At 41.0% G+C, this 20,926-nt stretch carries 14 protein-coding genes; all 14 read right to left on the reverse strand.

The window, feature by feature from the left end:
• Positions 1-341: 341 nt before the first annotated feature.
• A complete protein-coding gene (locus tag M3210_RS07020; protein WP_251512747.1) occupies positions 342-6,344 on the reverse strand; it encodes a lamin tail domain-containing protein in 6,003 nt (2,000 codons plus the stop codon).
• 290 nt (positions 6,345-6,634) lie between these two features.
• Positions 6,635-7,645: an NADPH-dependent curcumin/dihydrocurcumin reductase gene (locus M3210_RS07025; RefSeq protein WP_285853614.1), complete on the reverse strand. Its 1,011-nt coding sequence runs from the start codon at positions 7,643-7,645 to the stop codon at positions 6,635-6,637.
• 25 nt (positions 7,646-7,670) lie between these two features.
• The gene (locus M3210_RS07030) at positions 7,671-8,246 is read right to left on the reverse strand and encodes a TetR/AcrR family transcriptional regulator (RefSeq protein WP_251512748.1); all 576 of its coding nucleotides are present in this window, start codon (positions 8,244-8,246) and stop codon (positions 7,671-7,673) included.
• A 112-nt stretch (positions 8,247-8,358) separates the two neighbouring features.
• Positions 8,359-9,528, reverse strand: a complete 1,170-nt coding sequence (locus M3210_RS07035) for a thiolase family protein (protein WP_251512749.1) — start codon at positions 9,526-9,528, stop codon at positions 8,359-8,361.
• A 52-nt stretch (positions 9,529-9,580) separates the two neighbouring features.
• Positions 9,581-9,982 carry a MaoC/PaaZ C-terminal domain-containing protein gene (locus M3210_RS07040; RefSeq protein ID WP_251512750.1) on the reverse strand — a complete coding sequence of 134 codons (402 nt, stop codon included), beginning with the start codon at positions 9,980-9,982 and terminating at the stop codon, positions 9,581-9,583.
• A complete protein-coding gene (locus tag M3210_RS07045; protein ID WP_251512751.1) occupies positions 9,979-10,428 on the reverse strand; it encodes a MaoC family dehydratase N-terminal domain-containing protein in 450 nt (149 codons plus the stop codon). Before M3210_RS07045 ends, M3210_RS07040 begins: the two co-directional genes overlap by 4 nt.
• 19 nt (positions 10,429-10,447) lie before the next feature.
• Positions 10,448-11,212 carry an SDR family oxidoreductase gene (locus tag M3210_RS07050; RefSeq protein ID WP_251512752.1) on the reverse strand — a complete coding sequence of 255 codons (765 nt, stop codon included), beginning with the start codon at positions 11,210-11,212 and terminating at the stop codon, positions 10,448-10,450.
• Positions 11,213-11,292: 80 nt separating this feature from the next.
• On the reverse strand, positions 11,293-12,246 hold the full coding sequence (locus M3210_RS07055; protein ID WP_251512753.1) for an MBL fold metallo-hydrolase: 954 nt from the start codon (positions 12,244-12,246) through the stop codon (positions 11,293-11,295).
• A 102-nt stretch (positions 12,247-12,348) separates the two neighbouring features.
• Positions 12,349-13,989: an ABC transporter substrate-binding protein gene (locus M3210_RS07060; RefSeq protein WP_251512754.1), complete on the reverse strand. Its 1,641-nt coding sequence runs from the start codon at positions 13,987-13,989 to the stop codon at positions 12,349-12,351.
• Positions 13,990-14,030: 41 nt separating this feature from the next.
• Positions 14,031-14,936: an ABC transporter permease gene (locus tag M3210_RS07065; RefSeq protein WP_251512755.1), complete on the reverse strand. Its 906-nt coding sequence runs from the start codon at positions 14,934-14,936 to the stop codon at positions 14,031-14,033.
• A gap of 39 nt (positions 14,937-14,975) precedes the next feature.
• Positions 14,976-15,923: a nickel ABC transporter permease gene (nikB, locus tag M3210_RS07070; protein ID WP_251512756.1), complete on the reverse strand. Its 948-nt coding sequence runs from the start codon at positions 15,921-15,923 to the stop codon at positions 14,976-14,978.
• Positions 15,905-17,929, reverse strand: coding sequence for an ABC transporter ATP-binding protein (locus tag M3210_RS20395; RefSeq protein ID WP_432806978.1), 2,025 nt, complete (start codon positions 17,927-17,929; stop codon positions 15,905-15,907). Before M3210_RS20395 ends, nikB begins: the two co-directional genes overlap by 19 nt.
• Positions 17,930-18,004: 75 nt before the next feature.
• Positions 18,005-19,561 carry a class I adenylate-forming enzyme family protein gene (locus M3210_RS07085; RefSeq protein WP_251512757.1) on the reverse strand — a complete coding sequence of 519 codons (1,557 nt, stop codon included), beginning with the start codon at positions 19,559-19,561 and terminating at the stop codon, positions 18,005-18,007.
• A 118-nt stretch (positions 19,562-19,679) separates the two neighbouring features.
• Positions 19,680-20,873 (reverse strand): MFS transporter, encoded by a 1,194-nt coding sequence (locus M3210_RS07090; RefSeq protein ID WP_251512758.1) that lies wholly within the window; start codon positions 20,871-20,873, stop codon positions 19,680-19,682.
• Positions 20,874-20,926: the final 53 nt, after the last annotated feature.

The following is a 20,926-nucleotide window of genomic DNA, read 5'->3' on the forward strand; positions in this document are numbered from 1 at the left end:
CATGGGTTTTTACAAAAAAGATACCGCTAATCCTTGAGCTAAAGAGCGATGCCTTTACGTGTTTGAGTAAACGCTTTCTAAATCACCTATAAAATAATGCTCCCGAAATGTTTATTAATTAATTTAATTAAGTTTAATATTACAGAGTAATTTTAGGTATGCCAATAGAAGAGTAAATAATATTCATCTCTTGTAGAGTGGTTAGATTTAGCATTTATTTCATGACTTATTCTATAAAAGAAGTAAGGATATCTGGAACGTGCTGCTCCAAATATCCTTACTTCACGTATCTATTATTCACATGTTCACGTAACGTAAAAGTGTCCGAGTTCCTTTCCAGACTACTCTCCCAACATCCGCACCTTCAACCTTCTTGAAACTAAAATTCCGATACTAACTACAATCAAAGTAAGTCCAATCAACAAGTAGTTGAAAATACTTGTTGCCGTCTTCGGCAAGCTGTTTCCAGAAGTTTCTTTTGACTTATCGGTTTGATTTGCTTTTGCTTTGTCAACCGTATGTCCAGAAGAGCCTGTAGATGGTTTTTCTTTTCCTTCTTCCTCATTCTTACCAGCAGAAGATGATCCGTCTGAATCGGTTGTTCCTGATTCATCTCCCTCTCGATCATCTTCTATGTTGTCGCCTTTGCCAGATTCATTGTCTGCATTTTCTTCATCATTGTCCACTTCTTCTTCAGGTAATGTTACCTCTCCATCCACTGTTTCAAAACTACAAATTGGAGATCTCGTTGATCCGCCAAATTCATCCGTTATATGGACATACCAGGAATATTCATGGTTTGGTTGAAGCCCCGTCCATGTAACTTGTGCAGCTTCTCCACTTGGTACGTTTTCCACCGTGCCAATTTGATGATTACTATAGACATTGATTTCAACATAATCCGTCTCTACTTTTTTGAGTTTTGGTTCCAGATCCCATTCCATGGTAAACTCGTCTTTCTCCGGATACTCCTCTGGTTCATAGAAATTATAATCATCAAGATACGGAGAATAGGTTTGGACAGCTACTTTGTTCTCGTTCATTTTAAAGTTAAGGATTCTTAAATAACCTTGTCCACCTTCCGGACCGCCTTGGTAATCGGCAAGCAATTGATATACCGTACGATCCGCAACGCCGTCTCCATCATCATCAATTTCATCAATCCATGTCTGTGCATTATGGTAATGTCCAGAGAGAACGGCTTTAACTTGTTCATTCGGCACAACTACCTTTTCAAACAACTCATCCCCAATTGGACTTCTCGTACCTGTAGCAAGCAAGTACTCATGGAAATTAAGTATAGCGACTCGATCTGGATGCGCAGCAAGAACTTCGTTGATCCAGTCGATTCCTTCTTGGTCAACACCCCATCCCATATAAACCATAATGAAATCAATGCCGTTCACACTGATCAAATCATAGTGGCCACGGTTATTTTCATAGGAACCGCCATAATATGAACGATCCTCGAAGCGGTCCGCTCCAAAATACTGATAATAATTTTCGTAGTTATGGCTCTTGTTGTCGACATCATGGTTTCCTGCCAATACACCATAAGGAATTCCGGCTTCATCCAACACGCGCATGTTGTCATCTGCAACTTTCCACTGGTCAAAGTCATCATAAACATCAACCAAGTCTCCGGTATGGAAAATATATTCAATATTTAACGCATCTCTATTTTCAACCATCCAATTGACCTGGTCTTCATAGATCCATGGATAACGTGCAGAATAATATTGAGTATCGGTAAACCAAACAAAACTGAAATCCTCTCCATATTCTGCAATCTGGTCTTGAACTATGACGCTCACCTTTTGGTCATTGAGATATTCTGGACCTTTTACAGAACCAACGAGTTCAAAAGCTTCTTCACTAGCGACTGTAGACGTCAGTTCGTCCCAGTTCTCCGTATGATAGTTCCAGGCATACATCGTCACTTTTCTGCCTTCCAACGATGAACCATTCCAGACGATTTCAATTTCATCGTCATCATCAACGTTCTCATCGACAGTTACATCAAAACGATGATATGGGAACTCTGTCATCGATTCAGTTGAAACTCCATTACCATCTAATGCGCTAAGTTCCTGAAGCTCATCTTCAGTTAACGTTTTTTCCCCTTCTGGCTGGAACGATTCAGGCGGTTCTGTTGTCGAAGCAAACTGCTTGATCGTCAGATGATCCGTATCTTCTGCTGTGTACTGGTATGCCTCATAAAACGTTACATCCATCGCATCATTTGTCGGGTCTGTCACTCGAACCGATAAATTAGCGCTCGTATCTTCAGGAGTACCCTTCAACCAGTCAGGCAGCCAAGGATGTTCTTCGGTGACAGTAAATGTTACTGTTTTTTCCTCTACATTCCCTACGATGTCCGTTGCACGGAAAATTGCTTCATGCTCACCTGGTTCAAGTAGGGCAGATGATGTTTCATGCGGCAAGGAAATATAATTTCCGCCTAACTGAACTGTTACATCTTGTACTCCGTTTGCATCGGAAACTTCTGCATCAATTAGGAACTCCCCTTTATATTCCTGACCATTTTCTATCGTCGGTACGATGGTCGGGGCTGTATTATCCGCAATGACATTTGCTGCAACTGTTTCTTCTTCAAACTCCGCTTGAATCTTGTATTCCCCATCTTCTACCGTCGGCGTATCGAAGACGTAAGCAAGCGAAGTAAACATTTCATCTTCTAACGTAAACGTAAAATCAAACACTTCCTGTTTCCCAGCACTGTCGCCTACAGGGTAATTGACGTTTGGATCACTGTAGTCCGGGTCATAAATGACGGTTCCATCTGATAAAACAAGACGGATATTTTTGATGGTGAAGTCGTCACGGTTCTCTGTCGATCCTTCATCAAATGGGCTGACTTTATTACCCGCCCGGATGGAGATCGTATTGTCGCCAATCTCTAATTTATCTGCCGGAATCGGCACGGTTAATGTCACAAAGTCATTATACGTGTCATCAAAAATGGTTAAAATTTCATCACCCATCGTGACACCATTTTGGAAATAAATATTCGTTTCCGTCACGTCAAAAGCAAAATATGCTTCATTTTCCATAGCACGGAATGTATCTTGAACTTCTTCATCATCCACCGATAAGACGATGTCATTCGTATATTCATCGGCAGTTGCTTTAATGATCTTTTCTCCTGCTATCACTTCTTCGTCCGCTACATTTAAGCGAAGACCAGTTTGAACATGTGGATGTTCAATGGATAGAGTTTTCAAGTTCGTACGACTTTCATTTTTTCCATCACTCGCAACCAAATAGTATTCAAGTTGCTTCTGTCCGATTAATTCAGGAGTGTACACCGTATATAGAAATTCATCATTGTCACCACGCGGCAGACTCACTTTGATAAAATCCGTGTCCTCCATCGTGCGGTAGTACAAGAATACAGATTTCACTTGAACATCATCGGTGATGGTCGCCGTGATATGAAAATCTTCTCCTGAAGTAAGTGTTTCTCTTGTATTATCTTGTATTTCCGGTTGAGTCACATCAGTCGGCAACTGCACTTTTTCCGATGGGACTTGCTCGATCATCACAGCACCAGGAGTTGCATCCAACTCTCCCGCACTGATTTTTTGAGATTGCATACTGCCGTCTTGTGGGAAACGATAAAAAATTCCTTTATCCGGCTGCGTATCATCAACCCCAGTTACATCATTGTAAGCTGCGTAAGATAACTCATCCCCTGTTTGCGTGGCAATGACCAATGTCCTTTCCGTACCATTTGCCATTCCATTGTTATAAATCTTGATGAGGTTCTGTCCTTCTGTTAAATCCGTTCCAAAATGGTTATTAAAATCCTCGCCAGTCAAATGTGGATTCCCACCATTAATGATCCATAAAACGACGGTTTCTCCTGAAGGAACAATAATATCCTCATGGTCCAGCGGCGGTCCCCATAACAGATCCCCTTCCGCTCCCGTATTCGGATAACGGTAACGTAAAACATAATCATTAAAGCGAATGTCTTCCGTTGTATTGTTATAAACCTCAATAAACTCATAAGCATCCGCGCCGTTCACATTCGCTGTGTCCGGTACAATTTCTGTAATGAGAAGTGGTGGAATCTGTTGATAGTCGATATCCGCTTTTGGAAGTTCCACTACACCGATATCGGAAGTTGCCTGTCTTGCGTCATTAGTGGCAACGAAATAATATTCTATTCCCTCACTCCAGATCTCTTCGACCGGAATCGCGACGGTGAAGTTCTCTCCATCTTGACTAGTCAGCGTTAGAGACTGGAATTCCATCGCCGTGGTTTGACGGAAGAATACTTGAACACCTGTGACAGGTAGTTCCGAATCCACTTGCACCTCGACTTGGATGAGTCCATCCTCAAGATGAATTGCTGCTTCACCAATTGTTGGTGCACTTGCTTCTGTATCTACCTTCACCGGGATCGACGGCACTTGTTCCGGATAAACGTGAAGTGGAGTGACCGTTTCATCGACTCCGATTTTATCCATTACATGTCCTTCTGTCGGGAATTGATACATAATCCCTCTGTCAGGGTAAACATCTTTGGACCCGTCATTATAAGTCGCTTCAGCAATCGTGTTGCCAACCATATCACTAATGATAATTGTACGTTCGCTGCCGTTTGCCATTCCGCCACTTCCTATTGTTGTTACATGGCTCTCTGACAACTCAATACCATAGGCAGCTTCAAAATCCTCTAATGTAGCATCTTTATTTCCTGCATTTTTAATCCAAACGATGAATGTTTCTTGTGGACCAATCACTTTATCCTCGGTAATATTCCAGATTTGGTCTGCTGTATTCGTTGGATAACGATAAATCAGTTGATAGTCTTTCATATTGATGGACTGGTCACTATTGTTGTAGATTTCGATAAACTCATACGCATCCGAGCCATTCATATTGGCTGTATCTGGCGTGATTTCAGTGATAAGCAGACGCGGTACAGCTTGAGGATCGTAATCTTCCTCTGTTTCTGCTTGTCCATCATTCTGTAAATCGGATTCCAAGCTCTCTTCTACCTGCTCCGTCTCTACTACTTCAACTGGAGTTGACGGCACTTGACCAGGAATCAAGTTTTCCGGGTCAGCTTCCGTACTGATACCTGCTTTTTGCATGGAAGTGCCTTCGCTTGGATAGAGATAGATTATCCCTTTATTTTGGGAGACATCCTCACCATCAAAGGATGCTTGTACTATCGTATGTCCTGACTTGTCGTTCATGGTTATCGTACCACTCTCAGCAGCCATTGCTTCACTTTTAACAAATACGAGGTTGCTTTCGGCGACATTTGTTCCATAGAAAGTATTAAAATCATCGGCTGTCAGGGTCTTCTCACTGTTATGTATCCAAATGACAACCGTTTCTTGCGGTCCTACTTCTATATCATCCGCTATATCCCAGTCTACTTTTCCAGCCAACTCAGACTGATAGACAAACTGATAATCATTCAAATGAACCGGTTGATTACTATTATTATAGATTTCGATAAAGCCATAAGCCTGCTCCGTTTGAGGTGCGACTTCTGTAATAAGCAGCTCCGGAATGTCTTTTGTATGCTCATCTTTCGTTACAGACGCTTCAATCACATCTGTGGATTTCGTATTACCTTCCGCATCTTCGGCAATCAGTTCATACTGGAATACAGTCGACCAAAGTTTCTCGTTCGGAATGGAAAGGTTGAATTGATCGTTTTCCTTTGTTAAAAGCAGTTCTTCCGCCTCTAACTCTTTCGCAGATTTAAAGATCATTTTCACACGCTCTGCACCAGGTGCATGAGCGGTTACCTTCAAATCATTGCTCCCGTTTATTTGTGTAATTGGATCATGTTGTAATTGAAAGGATTCTTCTTGATGTTCTTCTTGCTGTGGTTCTGAATCAGTTTGTTGAGGTTCGTCCTTTGTAGATGTTTCATTTTCTTCATTTAAAGGTATGATGTAAGGCTTCGTTGCTTGTTGTACATCATTTTCATATTTTCCTAGAAACCAATATTCGAATTTCTCTTGTTCTAAATCACCAGCTGGAATCACTGCAGTAAATTGACCATTTTCATTTTCAGTCATTGCGATTGTTTTTGTTTCATTATGTACCATGTAGTTCACATCCACCGCAATAGCACCTTCAGCTTGGACAGACAGCTGTAAATCTTCATTAGCATTTACTGCTTGGGGTTGCTCATGTTGAATCGAAGCTTCCCCTTCTTTTTCTACTTCACTTCCAGAAACACTTTCCGCATACACCTGCTGCTGTGCTATCGGCAACATCGGACTTACTAGTACCAGCAAAGCTAGGTATGCAGTAAAGAGTTTCTGAAGTGCCTTTCTCCTTCGTTTCAATATACTCCCTCCATCTCTCCTATTATGTCAACTTATAGTATAGAAAGTAGATGTTAATAAGATATTAAAAGGGAGTAAATATTATGTTAATTAAAGTCAAGGCTACCATCTAATAGAATTTTATTGGACCCTAATTATAGCGGTATAACCTTATTTATAGGAGACTTGTAAAAAACATAAAAGCTACCAATTTGGCTATGAAGCGCATATTGGTAGCTCATTTACCATGTTCTGTGAACTTTTCATTCATCAAAATTCAATTACATTTGAATTTTATCCAAACCTATAGGTTACTCTTCCGATACCCTAACTAGTTGTTTCCCTATATTATCTCCCCGGAATAATCCAATGAATGCATCCGGGGCATTTTCTAAGCCGTCGACGACATTTTCTCGATACTGTAATCTACCTTCTTTTACCCACTTTCCTAACTGTCGGTACCCCTCTCCAAAACGATCAGCATAATCGGAAACGATGAAACCTTGCATGAGTGCACTTCGTTGGATTAATTGACCTTGAATACGAGGCCCTGTCTCAATTTGTTCATTGTTATATTGAGATATTTGCCCACAGACAATGATACGCGCCTTGTAATTGATCAATTTTATAACCGCATCAGAGATTTCTCCACCAACATTATCAAAATATATATCTACTCCAGAAGGACATGCTGCTTTTAGAGCGTCTAATACATTTTCTGTTTTATAATTTATCGTTTGATCAAAACCGAGTTGATTACTTAAATAATTCACCTTTTCCTCAGAACCTGCGATACCGATTACGCGACAACCTTTGATTTTTGCGATTTGTCCTGCGACCATGCCAACGGCACCTGCCGCTCCAGAGATGACGACGGTTTCCCCTTCTTTTGCTTTTCCTATATCAAGTAATCCGAAATATGCGGTGAGCCCTGGCATTCCAACTACTCCTAATGAGGTTGAAATCGGTGCGAGAGTTGGATCTATTTTCCTAATATTACTGCCATTTGATACAGAAAAATCTGACCATCCCAGGCGACCTTCCACAATCTCACCAGTTTTGAAATCATTATTCTTTGATTCTACAACTTCCCCAACTACGCCACCAATAAGTACTTCATTTAATTGAAATGGATCAACATACGTTTTTACTCCATTCATCCTTCCGCGCATATATGGGTCTACTGATAAATAAATCGTCCGAATCAATAATTCGCCTTCATTTATAGTAGGTAATGAATTGGTAACTAGCTCAAAATTTTCATTCGTTGGCATTCCTTGTGGCCTGCTTACTAATTTAATACTCCGATTTAAAGTAGACAAATGGATACCCCCATTAATTTATGTGTTACAAAGGCTCCTTAGATTTTATTCCATTTAGGATGAACCCTAAATAATAATCAGCCAATTCTTCCTCTGTCAATTCTCCATCAGGGTTGTACCAATAATAGGTTCGATTGACCATATCGAGTATGCTGAACGCAGAAATGTCAGCCCTTACATTTTGATTAAATTCGTTCTTTGCAATGCCATCTTCTAATAATGCTTGGACATTCAATCTAAAATCTTTTCTCTTCCCTTTAATTTGTTCTAAATACACTCCTTCGAGATGTCTCATTTCCCTGAAGATGATTCTAGCATTTTTTCCTTTTGTTCTAATATTACTTATGATTAAATAGATGATGTCATACAGCTTTTGATAGTTGCTTTTGTTCGGGTCTTGAATAATTGCTTTTTGTTTCTCCAGTAAATCTAAAATATAGGTTAGATGAATATCTTTCAGCATTTCTTGTTTGCTTTTGAAATAATAATAGAATGTTCCTTTAGTCGCACCAATACTATCGGTAATATCTTCAATCGAGGTCCCCTTGAATCCTTTTTCATCAAATAGGTCAATAGCTGCTTGTATTAATTTGTCCTTCATCACAGACGCCCTTTCCCCAACTGTTACTTCTATAATATAATATTAGCACACTAATATTACATCGAAACAATATATTTCCAGTTTTATCCATACAAGGGAGGACAATTAATAATCACTCTCTCTCTAAAATAACTGCAATACCCTGCCCCCCACCGATACATGCTGTTACAAGACCATACCTTCCACCTGAACGATTTAATTCGTACACTGCTTTACCAACAAGTATACCACCAGTAGCACCTAATGGGTGCCCATGTGAAATCGCCCCACCATTTACATTCAGTTTTTCAAGATTGATAGATAATTCCTTGACACAAGCTAGGGCTTGAGCAGCGAAAGCTTCATTAAGTTCAATCAGATCCATATCGTCGAGAGTGAGTCCTGATTTCTCCATTACTTTTTTCGTGGCTGGGACCGGTCCAATTCCCATAATGTTTGGATCGACCCCTGCAACAGCAGACTCCCGAACGACGGCTAGCGGGGTAAGACCCAGTTCTTCTGCTTTTTCTCTTGACATTACGACTAGGGCAGATGCTGCATCATTCAAACCCGAGCTGCTCCCCGCTGTTACTGTTCCCTCTTTAGCAAATACCGGCGGCAACTTTGAGAGCGCCTCCAAATTCGTGTTTGGTCGTGGGTGTTCATCTTTGTCAAACACAATCGGTTCTCCCTTTCTCACCGGAACCTTTATCGGGACAATTTGTTCATCAAATAATCCTTTTTCCATTGCTGTTGCCATCTTTTGCTGACTACTATAAGCAAAAGCATCTTGTTCCTCTCGGGAGATTTGATATTGATTTGCTAGATTCTCTGCGGTGACTCCCATTGGAGGGCTTCCAATTTCTTTTGGTGCATGTTGCATCCGATGCCATTTTGGTGGTGCAGAGCTATAAGGCCGCTCAGGTCGTTCCATTAAATACGGGGCACGTGTCATACTCTCCACTCCACCCGCTACATAGATATCCCCTGCTCCTGACCGGATGGCTTGAGCAGCCAGGACAACTGCGTTAATCCCAGACCCACACTGTCTGTCGATCGTGAGTCCTGGAGTACTGATCGGTAATCCTGCTTGTAATGCTGTTAATCTAGCAATGTTTCCTCCACCACTCAGTACATTTCCCATAATAACATCATCAATTGTTTCTGGATCAACTTTCGCTCGTCTTACCGCCTCTTTCAGCACTTCTCCCCCATAAACATGAGCGGGGAGACTAGCCAGGGCTCCTCCCTGTTTAGCGATAGCAGTTCGTACCGCCGATACAATTACGGCATCTCTATTCATATTTTACAACTCCTAATCGTTTTTTACTTATGCCTTTCCCAACGGACCAGTTCTATTGATATGTCGCAAAACGAACTTTCCCTTTAATGATCTCTCTGCCTTTTTGATTCATTGCTTTCACATCAAAGTCCATATAGTCTGCTGCTTTGTCTTTCAATTCTGCTTGAAGCGTAACAACATCATGCAGGAAGACCATCCCTGAAAAGCGAATTTGGTAATCTTGAATAAACCCTTCCTCGTAATACGGTGTAAACAATTTTGCTAAATTGCCCATTGTCCACATTCCATGTGCAATGATACCTGGTAAACCTGCTTTTTTTGCCTCTTCATCAATCGTATGAATCGGATTGAAATCACCGGAAGCCCCGGCATACTTAATTAAGTCCATTCTGGAGACAGGATCAAGCGTGACAGCAAGCGTATCATTCTTCTTTAATTCTAAAATATGACTCATACTTTCATCGCCTTTCTCACAGTTTCCGTGATGATAATGACGGATTCTTCCGTAAATATAACTTCTCCCTTGTCATTTTCACCATATCGTTTTGTTGATAAGAAACCCATTAACCCACTACTTCCTTGTTTTTCGTAATAATCTTCAATTACAGAATAGGAATAGATATCTTCCCCTACGAACAGTGGACGTTTATAATGATAATTTTGCTCTCCATGTATCAGTCCTTTTTTAGGAAGGTTCAACCCTTCCACAACACCGGAACTTAGGACACGCGGGAAAGTCGGTGGCGCAATATTCCTTCCGTATCTTGACCTTCTACCAACCTCTTCATCTATATAAATAGGATTCAAATCGCCGACAGCTTCAGCAAAACGTCTGACCATCCCTCTTTCAACCGTACTTTTCACTCTTTCCGATCTTTTACCAATTAAATCTTTGTACATCTAATTCCTTCTCCCTTCCTTATGTTTTAGGTCCTCCAGCTACAAAAATCACTTGCCCGCTGACAAAGGATGATTTTTCATCGGCAAAAAAGGCAACGGCATTCGCAATATCGGCTGGCTTTCCACTCCGACCAACAGGGATTTTGCTTGCACCGGCCTTTACAAAGTCATCAAAAGGGACACCAATCCTTTCTGCCGTAGCCCTCGTCATTTCCGTCTCTATAAAGCCTGGGGCAACGGCATTTGCTGTAATCCCATATTTTCCAAGTTCAATAGACAGTGTTTTCGTAAAGCCTTGTAGTCCTGCTTTCACTGTAGAATAATTAGCCTGCCCTCGATTACCTAGAGCTGACGTCGAGGATATATTGATAATTCTTCCATAGTTATTCTTCACCATATATTTTTGTGCTGCTCGACTAGCATTAAATGCACCCTTCAAGTGCACATCTATTACTTGTTGCCAGTCACTGTCCGTCATCTTAAATAGAAGATTGTCTCGGATAATCCCAGCATTATTCACCAAAATATCCAATGAACCAAATTGATTCACGACCTCACTGATTGCAGATTCCACTTCTTCCGCTTCTACCACATTTGCCTTTAAAGCGAGAATGTCATAGCCCTTTTCCTTGAATTCCCTTTCCGTTTCCTGCAATGCCTCTTCATTAATATCGATGATTGCTACTTTCGCACCCTCTTCTGCAAATTGTTCAGTAATTGCTTTTCCTATACCACGACTTCCTCCTGTAATAAAAGCTACCCTTCCATTAAATCGATCCGCCATCCTACTTCCTCCTTCAATGAATGCGCTATAACCTTATAGCCCTTCATAGATTTATTGTTTTGAGAAAACATTTGTACCTATCAAATTAGACTGTATACGTATACCCCGTTCTGCTTCTCTGCAAAAATTTCATTACGTTCCATTAATAAGTCCAGAACACTGATGATTTCAAAAACAAATGTAATCAATCCTTTTTTATAACGTTCTGGGTACATCTTCTTCACAATATCGAGCCCGGTTGCATTCCCTTTTTCCAATACGTTTTTCACTCGTTGTACACGATGTTCCGTCCGTTCAAACTGAGCATGGATAAAGCGACTGATGTCATAAATGTCAGGACCATGACCAGAGTAGGTTATCTTGATAGGAAGCTTAAGGCATTTTTTCAAATTCGCTATATACTGTATCAGTGGTTTAGCACGCTGTTCTCCAGGAAGTGGTGCATCTAGAAAAATTCCAACATGGATATCATCAATGACATGATCTCCGCATATGAAAATTTGTTCTCCAGCATGGTACAAAGAGATATGGTCTTGGGAATGGCCTTTTGTTTCAATTACTTCCCAGCCAGGTAAACCGGGTATGCCATCCCCTTCTTGAAGTCCCTTTTCTATCTTCAAACCTGCCAATACATCCCGGTCGCGTTTACGATAAGCCCATTTCTCTGCCACTTCTTCAGTCAGACCAAACTCAACAAAAAGTCGGTCAAAGAACTCTCCACTCCATTTCATATAGGCTTCGTCTGCCAGGTATGTCTCCGTATCTTTGTGCGCATAAACCGGAACTGGATTCTTCTCTAAAATCCATTGTAAAAGTCCCATATGATCATTATGATGATGGGTCAGTACAATCTGCTCAATATCTTGTACGGTTAGGCCAAACAAACGAAGGCCAGCTATTAATTCATTCCATGCCTGTTCTGTTTGGATCCCTGCGTCTATAAGTGTCAATTTTTCCCCAAATACTAGATATACATTTACAGGACCTATCGGAAAATTGGTGGATAGCTCTATTTTCTCTATTCTCTGCACCATGTTTCATTCAAATCCTTTTTTGAAGTTATTTTATAGGTTAGAAAACCAACTGTCACCATAAGAAAACTGAATAGATGGAAAATTAATGATAAACATCACCTACTATTCCTTATCCAGCCATACATTTTTCATATGAATATGACCATAAGATGCATGAGGCTCGTAATTTTTCACATACTGCTGGTGCGGAGTCATCACATAGTAAGTCGATACCGGAATTGGATTCAGGACATTCTCTAGTATATATCGTTGAATCTCGTGTACTTTTTCCAGTCTCTCGTTCTCATCTAAGATCATCCGTTGGTCATCCAGCATTTCATCTAGATCTGAATCTTTCGTATTATACCAATTACGTGCACCTTGAGAATGCATTTGAGTACGCAACCATTCATCAGGCTCTTGGAAATACGTTTGATAGCCTACACCGATATCATAATCAACCTTTGGCCATCTCTCAGAAAAGTAAGTAGCATATTCGACAACTTCCATTTCTGCGTTAATGCCGACATTTCTCAAATCCTCGGTAATCCATTGGGCAACACGAACCAGTTGTTCACCATATCCATCTGTTACAATTAAGGTCGTATCAAATCCATTAGGGAATCCAGCCTCTGCCAGTAATTCTTTCGCCCCTTCTGGATCATATGGTAGAAGTGCTTCCCTTTCTTCTAATGGTAATGCCCAGCTGCCTAAAGATGGATTTACTGGTCCACTCACTTCTCCACCACCATAGATGCTATCTACCATCGATTGACGATCAATTGCCATACTAATCGCCTTACGAACCCGCAAATCATTGAACGGCTCTCTTTCCATATTTACATATACTTGTTCTTGCGTAGGAAACAATACTTCTCTTACGGTTATGTCTGGGTTACTTTTAACCAAGGTATCTAGTTCTTCTGGTGATATTCCACCTATTACTTCCGCTTGCTCCGTCCGGAATGCTGCAATACGTGCACCCTGGTCAGGTACAACTTTATATATCAATTCATCCAGATAAGGTTTTCCTTCTTCAAAGAAATTCGGATTACGTGAATACGTCGCTTGAACATTGTCATCCCACTTCTCCAAAACAAATGGCCCCGTCCCAATCGCATCTGTTGTCAAGTCTACTTCGCCATCTATCGCCTCTTTAGGTAAAATCCACATAAAATGATTGGCCATAAAATTTAGAAATGGAGCAAATGGCTGTTTTAATGTAAAAACTACGGTAGTGTCATCTGCTGCTTCAATACTCTCTACCTCTGATAAAAGAGCGGCTTGATGCCCAGGCAGTTCAATAATCCTCTCCATCGTGGCAACGACATCTTCTGCATTCACTTGGCGGCCGTTTACAGGTTCCTTATCATGCCAATATGCTTCTCGCAGATAAAAGGTATATACTGTTCCATCCTCAGATATCTCCCAGTCTTCTGCAAGGTCTGGAACGACATTATAATCCGTGAAATCAACGTCAGGCCCTGTTTCATACGTCACTAATTTGTTATAAACAAATCCAGCCATTTGATGTGTATAAATGGACGATTGACGATGGGGATCCAATGTATCGGGATCAGCTGGAGTAACCATTGTAAACGTCCCGCCGTATTTTGGCTCTGAAGTGTTTGCTTCCCCATTCGCTGACTCTGCTTCAGAATTGGCATTACTATCGGTACTAGAATCAGAAGAAGAACAAGCACTTACGAAGAACAACAGAAATCCAAATAAAACCACAGCGGATAAATTTCTGATTTTAAACATGCAATACCCTCCCCTTATTTTTAATTTTTTTTATTCGAAGACTATGAGGATAGTTTTGGATCTAAGAAGTCTCGCAATGCATCGCCCAACAAATTAAACGCTAATACTAATAGACTTAGAGCTAAACCAGGAAAAAATACAAGCCAAGGGGCACTTTCCATATATCTACTAGCGTTGCTAAGCATCAATCCCCAAGATGAATTTGGTGGTGGCGTCCCTATCCCAAGAAAGCTAAGGGATGCTTCCGCAATGATTGTTTGCCCAAATGCCAAACTTGCCATAACGATAATTGGCGCCATCATATTTGGTAAACCATGCTTCATGATAATTCGTAATGAATTTGCACCTACCGAGCGTGAAGCCTCTACATAATTCGTTTCCCTAATCCGCATCATTTCCCCACGGACAATCCGAGCAAAACGCGGGATCTCAATAATAACTAGAGCAATAATCACATTCTGAACTGCCGGCCCAAGTAAAGCTGCAATAAACAGAGCTAATATTAATGCTGGAATTGCCATGATGGAATCCATAATCCTTTGAATAACCATATCTACAATTCCACCAAAGAAACCGGAAATCATCCCAATGATTGTTCCTAAGATGATGGAAATGATAACCGTAGCAAAACCAACCAGTAAAGAAATTCTAGCTCCATAGATAATTCGACTAAATACATCTCTCCCTAAATCATCCGTTCCCATCAAGTGCTGCATCGTAGGAGCTGACAAAAAAGCTTCTCTATTTTGAGCAACCGGATCATAAGGCGCAATGACAGGAGCTAAAATAGCAACAGCAATAACGAGCAATATAAATAAAGCGGAGATCACTCCTATCTTTTGCATGGAAATAAATCGGATACATTGATTTTTAACTCTTAAAAGTCTTGTTCTTGTTGCAAGATGCTTTTTTATCGGAATCTCAGATTCTATTTGTACTTGGGACATTGAATCACTTCCTTTCTATGGTTGGTCAATCAACCTCCGTCAACTGTTTCTTATTCTCGGGTCCACCCAGCCATACATCACATCCACAAACAAGTTAACTAGCAAGAACATCGCTCCAAAGATGAGTACAGAAGCCTGAACAACAGGATAGTCTCTTGCGGAGACCGTTTCAAAGATAAGACTGCCTAAACCTGGAAGGGAAAATATCGACTCTAATACAACTGTTCCTCCAAGTAGATAACCTACCTGAAGGCCAATTAATGTAATGACAGAGACTAGGGAATTTCTAAGTGCATGCTTATAAATCACGACCCGCTCTTTTGCGCCTTTTGAGCGGATGGTTCTGATAAAATCAGAATGTAAAACTTCCAGTACTGCAGAGCGGGTCATTCGAACAATACTGGCACTCAGCGTGATCGCTAGACAAATCGCTGGTAGTATCATTTGTTGTACATTCACAACCGGATTCTCAATAAATGATTGATAACCCAAAGGAGGAATCCAATTGAAGACCAAAGCAAAGCCAGTCAGCAAGATCAACCCTAACCAAAAGTTTGGAATCGATAAACCACCAACGGAAGTAATGCGTAACAGATGGTCAATAAACGTATTATGCTTCACAGCAGAGATAACACCAACAGGTATCCCGATTAAAATCGCTAGTACGATTGACATGAGCGATAACTGTAAAGTAACAGGGAGTCTATCACCAATGATTTCTGTTACTGGCAACCCCGACCATAAGGAATTTCCCAGGTCTCCCTGAAATGCTCCTGTCAACCAGTCACCCAGCTGGGCTATCATACTTTTATCCAGACCTAACTCAGTCTCTAAAGCTTGGATTTGTTCCTCTGTTGCACCTGAATCTGCCAATTGGAGTGTGACTACATCACCTGGAACTGCTCGCATCACAACAAAAACAAAGGTTACCATGATGAATAGAACGAGAACACCGTATATTAATCTCCTTACAATATATTCCCCCACTTCTCTTCCCCCTCTCCGAACAGATGGCATGATACGATATGACCTGATGATAGTTCTCTAAGTACAGGTTTCTGTTGCTTACAAAATTCCGTCGCCATTGGGCAACGTGTATGGAATTTGCAGCCACTAGGCGGATTGGATGGGCTCGGTACTTCACCTTCCAATATAATTCTTTCAGGCACTATCGTAGGATTTGGTATCGGCACTGCAGAAATCAGAGCTTTGGAATAAGGGTGCATTGGATTCTCAAAAAGCGTCTCGGAATCTGTGACTTCCACTATTTCTCCCATATACATAACCGCTATCCGGTCAGAAATATATTTCACTACATTTAAGTCGTGAGAAATAAACAAATAGGAAAGCCCCATTTTCTTCTGTAAATCTTTCAGCAGATTTAGAATCTGCGCCTGCACCGACACATCTAATGCGGAAACCGCTTCATCACAGATAAGCAGATCTGGTTCTGTAGCTAAGGCACGAGCTATTCCGATCCGTTGTAGCTGTCCACCTGAGAATTGGTGTGGAAATTTATTCATATCATTTTTGGATAATCCAACCGTTTCCAATAATTCCCCTACTCTTTCTTGCTTATCTAATCCCTTGGCCAGTCCATGCACTTCTAAGGGCTCTCCGATAATATCAAGTACAGTCATGCGAGGATTTAATGAACTATAAGGGTCTTGGAATACAAATTGCATTCGTTTCCTTAAATCTTTCATGGTTTTACGATTACTGCTTATTAAATCATTGCCATCAAAGCTGACTTCTCCGTCGGTGGAATCAATCAGACCTGTAATTAATCTTCCGACCGTAGATTTCCCACATCCAGATTCTCCTACTAGCCCTAACGTTTCACCCTGACGGATATGAAAGGAGACACCGTCCACAGCTTGGACATGGCCAACCGTTCTGGATAATATGCCCTTTGTAATCGGGAAGTGCTTTTTGAGTCCTTTGACATCCAATAATAATTCCTTTTCTTCTAATCGATTAGATACATCGATATAAACATCTTCATCTATTTTTTCCTTGGTAGCGCTAGGGTATGATATTTCTATGTCAGAATCAGGGTCGACAAGCCAACACTTACTGATCCGATTATCAGCAACCTGAAATAATGGAGGTTCCTCCACACGACACTTTTCTGTCGCGAACTGGCAACGGGGATGGAATCTGCATCCGGTCGGAGTATCATCTAAACTTGGGACATTACCTTTGATTGTCTGCAGTCGCTGATTACGGTCAGTTTCGATCCTCGGAATACTCCTCATGAGAGCTTCCGTATAAGGATGCTGCGGATTCTCAAATAATTCAATCACACTCGATTGTTCTACAACCTGGCCAGCATAAACAACAACAACCCTATCTGCCATTTCAGCGACGACGCCTAAGTCATGTGTCACCAACAGAATGGAAGTTTCAAATTTTGATTGTAGATCTTTTAATAGTTCCATGATTTGCGCTTGAACCGTTACATCTAAAGCCGTCGTCGGTTCATCCGCGATAATTAATGAGGGTCTACAAGCGAGTGCAATGGCAATCATTACCCTTTGTCTCTGCCCTCCTGATAATTGATGAGGGTATGTGTGTATTCTGTTTTCAGGATCTGGCAGACCCACAAGTCGTAAAAGCTCTATTGCTCGCTCCACATATTCTTTTTTCGATAAATCTTCATGAATCTTAATGGTCTCGATAATTTGATCTCCTATGGTATATACCGGGTCCAAACAGGACATTGGATCTTGGAAGACCATTGCAATGTCCTTCCCACGGATTTTTCTTATTTCCTCATTACTTAACTCAGCAAGGTTCAAATCATTAAACAGGATTGCTCCTGATGAAACCTTTCCGTTACTTTCCAATAATTTTAGTATGGATAAGGCAGAAACACTTTTTCCAGAACCAGATTCGCCAACAATAGCAACTGTTTCCCCTTTAGTTATACTGAAGGAAATATCATTCACTGCCTCAACAGTCCCTTTTCTTGTTTGAAAGACTGTCGTCATTTTTTCAACCTGCAACAATGGAGTTTTAGTGTTTACCAAATTCTCTTCCTCCTTCAAATAGAACCGTTGCTTTTGTCAATTTTGAAATTGATGATCCCGGTACATATCCTTTAGTCGCATCTTTAGTATCTTCCCAACACCATTCCTTGGCAGTTCTTTGATGAAGACAATTTGTCTTGGAGATTTGTATTTAGCCACGTGTATTTGACAATACTCTAATAATTCTTGTTCCGTTACTTCGACATCTTCCTTCTTAACGACGCAAGCTAGGATTTCCTCGCCCATTCTCTCAGATGGAACGCCAATGACAGCCACTTCTAGGACCGCTTCATGTTTTGCAAGCAGTTCTTCCAAGTCTCGAGGATAGATATTGAACCCCCCACGAATGATTAAATCCTTTTTGCGGTCGACGATGTATAAATATCCATCTTCATCCACCCTGGCCATATCTCCAGTACATAGCCAGCCATCTTTAAACGCTTCCCTTGTAGCTTCTTCATTACGAAAATAACCTTGAGTAACATTGTCACCTTGGATTAATAACTCTCCAACTTCTCCTACAGGTAACTCGTCGCCATTTTCGTCAGCTATTTTAATCTTGACACCTGGCATCGGAAGACCTACAGACCCTTCCTTGATCGGCATATCATTCCGTTGTGTGGCAACCCCTGGTGATGCTTCTGATAAACCATAGGCATCACGCACTTCAGCATTAAACTTTTCAATGAATTTCTTCCGTAAACTTACCGGCAGTGCCGCTGAGCCAGAACCGACCGTCTCTAGAGAAGATAAATCATATTTATCAGCGTTCGGGTCATACACCATCGCATAGACCATAGCCGGTACACCCGCAAAAGATTTAACCTTGTATTTCTCAATCGCCTGAAATACTTCCTCCGCATCAAATTTAGAAAAAATAACGACAGAGTTACCTTGCATCAAGATACCATTCATGACCCCGAATCCGTAGATATGGGCCAACGGCAAAACACCTAATGTGGTTCCTCGTTCTTCATCCTTATCTCTGAGCGATAAACCGTTGGAAGTGTTCGAGTATAAGTTTTTGTGTGTGAGGATTACTCCTTTTGGTTGTCCAGTCGTCCCAGAAGTATATAAAATAACTGCCATATCCTCTTCTTCCAATAAAGGACTCCGCTCTTTCGTTACATCTATTTTTGAAAGGACTTTTTCACATTCAATAATTTCTACATCATGGTTGTGAATCAAATCTTCTACTTTCGGACTATCTACGCAAATCACTTTTGGCTTTTCTTTTAATCCATCCGTGGCCCTTAGTATTTTGCTAAGATGATGTGAGGAAGTGATTACTGCTTTTGCTTCTGAGTTTTCTAGAATAAAATTGATTTCCTTTTCATGTAATAGATACATGACAGGTACAACTACTGATCCAGATCGTAAAATACCTTGATAGGAAAAGATTACTTCTGGACAGTTTGGCATACAAACGAGTACTCGATCCCCTTCAGCTATCCCCAACCCACTAATTAAAGCCGAAAATTTTTTTGAGATATTCCTCGTTTCGATATTCGTATACGATTTATCCCCATAATAGAGAAGTGAGTACTCACCGAAAGATTTAATATTCTCTTCTAATAACTGTGTAAGAAGCATGGTATCCCTCCACAAAACTTTATTACCGAACGACTTCTAATTCTTCAACAATCAACACATTGAATAATTTATATTTTCCGTCTATTTAGTTGGTAATTATCTAAGTGGCTCGCTCACCCTACATGCGAGATCTTTCTTTTCCCACACTTGGTAAATGGACTTGTCTTCCTGAATTCACCAACACCATGACCAATAATAAGAAAGTGATTAAAGCGGATGTCATAAACGGTCCTGGTACAAGATACACAAAAATCCACCCACCCCAGAGTGGACCTATGATTCTCCCTAGACTATCCATAGACTGCTGCAGCCCCATGGTGATTCCTTGCCCCATTTCCCCCCGCTTGGATAGGAGTGAAATCACTGTTGGTCTCACACACGACTGCCCGAATCCAGTCAGAATACAACCAAAAATAACCATCCAAGGAACAGGTGCTGTAGCAATCGCGATAAATCCAATCGTTACAATGCTTAAGCCAATCTTGGTTAATTTCTCTTCATCGAAGACTGCATACAGTTTTTTTAGAAGAAATAGTTGAACGGTAACGGATGTTCCTGCCTGTGCACTAAAAGCCAAACTCACATATAATGCACTCGCATCGTACCGTGCTATCATAAAATATCCTAGTAATCCGTAAAAACTAGATGCAGCGATAGATAAACCAAGCGTAATCGTATATAAATCCCAATAACCGGTTCTTGCCACCATGGAGATCGAACGCCAAAACGATGGATGTTCCTCTTCGTCCAGTTGAGTTTCTTTCTCCATCGGCTCTCTAATAAAAATCCACGCTAGAGGTATCGTGATTAACGCTAAGCTGCCCGCAACGATAAAGGGGACCATAATCCCAAATGGCGTAAATAGACCACCGATAGCCGGACCACATAGGAACCCCAGGCCATTTAATGCGCCCATCTGTGCCATGGAAAGATTTCGGTTCTTCGGAGTTGAAAAATCAGCTACCATAGAAAACACAGCTGGGTGTGTTCCAGAACTTAAAGCAGCCCCAATAATCCGGGCAACCAGCAATTGCCAATAGCTTTGGGCTAGTATTAAAATAAGAAAAGCCACCCCAAAACCAAACAATCCAAAAATCAAAACAGGCTTCCTGCCCAATTTATCTGCAAAGCGCCCCCATATTGGGGCAGTAATTAATTGAGAAACTGCCCAGCCGGTTATGAGGGACCCCATTTCAAAAGAGGTTAATCCTATATCATCGGCGATAAAAGGTAATGTAGGGAGAACAATCCCATAACCAGTCATGGTCAAAAACATAATGAATCCTAGTAAAAAAAAAACCTTTTTATCCATCATTACACTTCATCTACTTTCGCTGCCCAATAATTTGAGGGATAGAACGAAAG

The sequence above is a fragment of the Oceanobacillus luteolus genome, from assembly GCF_023715655.1.
In the GTDB taxonomy this organism is placed as follows: domain Bacteria; phylum Bacillota; class Bacilli; order Bacillales; family Amphibacillaceae; genus Oceanobacillus; species Oceanobacillus luteolus.